Genomic DNA, 1,935 nt, shown 5'->3' with positions numbered 1-1,935 from the left:
GTACTTCGAATGGCGGATGGTGATCTCCTGGAAGTCCTCAACGCCCCAGAGATTGCGGTTCTGGCACACCGCACGGAGATAAAAGCTAGCGATTCCAAGGGTTTTCGCGCCAACCTCAGAATTCCAGCAGTAGAACCCCCGAAAATAGAGGTCCGGCGAACCATCAGCCAACCGGCCGGCCTCGATCGGGTTGTGGTCATCGACCAGGAACAGGAAGACATCCCGATCCGATGCATAGAGCGTCGTCGTGTCGCGGCTGATCTCGACATCGGGGTTGTAGACCCCGGTCGACCAGTCGAGGACGCCCGGCACCTTCCAGCGCGTGTCACCGGTGCCATTGCCTGCGATGCGCTGCACCGCCTCGACGAGTTCATGGTCATGGATGCGCCCATAGTCAGGTCCAGTCACCRCGCGCAGTTCGGTGCGACCATCTTCGGTCTCGAAGGTTTTCACCTGCTCAGCGCGGTGGTTGCTCAGGCCGTACTGAAGGTTGATACCCGCGAGCGGCGCAGGCAGTTGCCGCAGGTAGGAGGCCGGTRCGCCGACAATGCTGGCCAGCTGGCCAAAGGCCCAATGCGTCGGCACCACGGGCTCTTTGGCTTTGGGCAGCACCAGATGAAACCGATCAGCGCTGTCACGCGAAGCCTCAACCCGGATCTCCGCTGTTTCAACCACCCGGGATCGGCTCCGCTCCGAACGGCCCTTCACCGAGGCCCAGAGATCGTCGAGCGACAGATAGCGCTCGTCATCCGGTCGGTTGAACCATTCGGACGACACCCGCCCGTTCCGCTCGCCCCGGCTCACATCCACCTTGTAGCCGCGCGAATTCACCGGCCGCACGGGATCCAGAATTTCCATAGTGTTCATGACAGTCTCTCCGCGACGGGCGCCGGAAGCCTCTCTCCCGACCTTGGCCCGTCATCAGACCCTCAGCCTGCCTCGAACTCTTCCCTGCTCGCCGCGGAACCGGTGCTGAACCACTATGGCCGGTTCCCCGTCACGGCAGGGCCTTCAGGCCAGGTCGAACAGGCGCGGAAACAGCACATCGTGGGTTTTGCTGGGAAAGCGCAGCATCAAGGCGCCGCGGGGGGTCTCGGACCCGACCACGCCATCGTCCAGGAGGGATTTCATCGTGGCCCGTGCGGTTCGCGGGGCCACTCCCAGCAGGGCTGCTACGTCACCGCGCTCGACCTCACCACGCAGGAGGATAATGCGCATCAACTCCCCTGCCCTATGGCCTAGGCCAGACAGCGCAGCATAGCGGGCCAGACGTTCTCCCAAACGGTCGAAGTCGAGCATCCCTGCCATGAAGCTTACCTGATCCTCGCAAACAGCCAGGAACCACTTCGTGAAAGTCACGAGCGCAGCCAAAGAGAGGTTCCCGCGCCCGTCACGGTCGCCCTGACGGACTCTATCCGCAAGCTGCATCATCTCGCGGTATTCCTCGTGGCCTGGCAGACCGTCCTGAAGCCCCCGCGCCAAGCCACGGGATACCGACCAGAGCCCCCTTGCCCCGATCCCAGCGTGATGAGCCATCGCATGCGACATCAAGCGGCTGACGCGGCCATTGCCGTCATAGAACGGGTGAATGAAGTTGAAGCGATGGTGCGCTGTGGCCACGGCCAGTGTGCGCGTGACCTGACCATTCAGCCAATCCAGCCGAAAGCGCGTGTGGAAATGCGCCATGAATGCGGGCACAGCTTCATGAGGTGGCGGAACATGGGCACCGACCTCCACGTCGCCCTGCCGCCATTCCCCGGGAAAGATCCGGACCACCTGGCCCCCATGACGCAGGGTCAGCATCTCTTCGGTGGCACCTTCATAGAAGGCTTCGTGCAGCCATTTGATGAACGACGGATCGCTCGGATCTGGGAGAGTGCCCTCGACTGCCCGGCGGTCGATCTCTTCCTGCAGGCGGACATGCGCCGCATGTTC

2 protein-coding genes are annotated in these 1,935 nt (G+C 62.8%); both read right to left on the bottom strand.

Annotated elements, in window-relative coordinates:
- Positions 1-867, bottom strand: an 867-nt coding sequence (locus AC1DVR_RS23290) for a DUF932 domain-containing protein (RefSeq protein ID WP_478003006.1), incomplete at its 3' end; no start/stop codon positions are given.
- Positions 868-1,011: 144 nt separating this feature from the next.
- The coding region (locus tag AC1DVR_RS23285; protein ID WP_478003005.1) for a Fic family protein at positions 1,012-1,935 on the bottom strand (924 nt) is incomplete at its 5' end.

This window comes from Rhodobacter sp. P2_H5 (assembly GCF_056403335.1).
The sequence above is the reverse complement of the archived record's forward strand: the minus strand, read 5'-3'. Positions and strand labels throughout refer to the sequence as shown.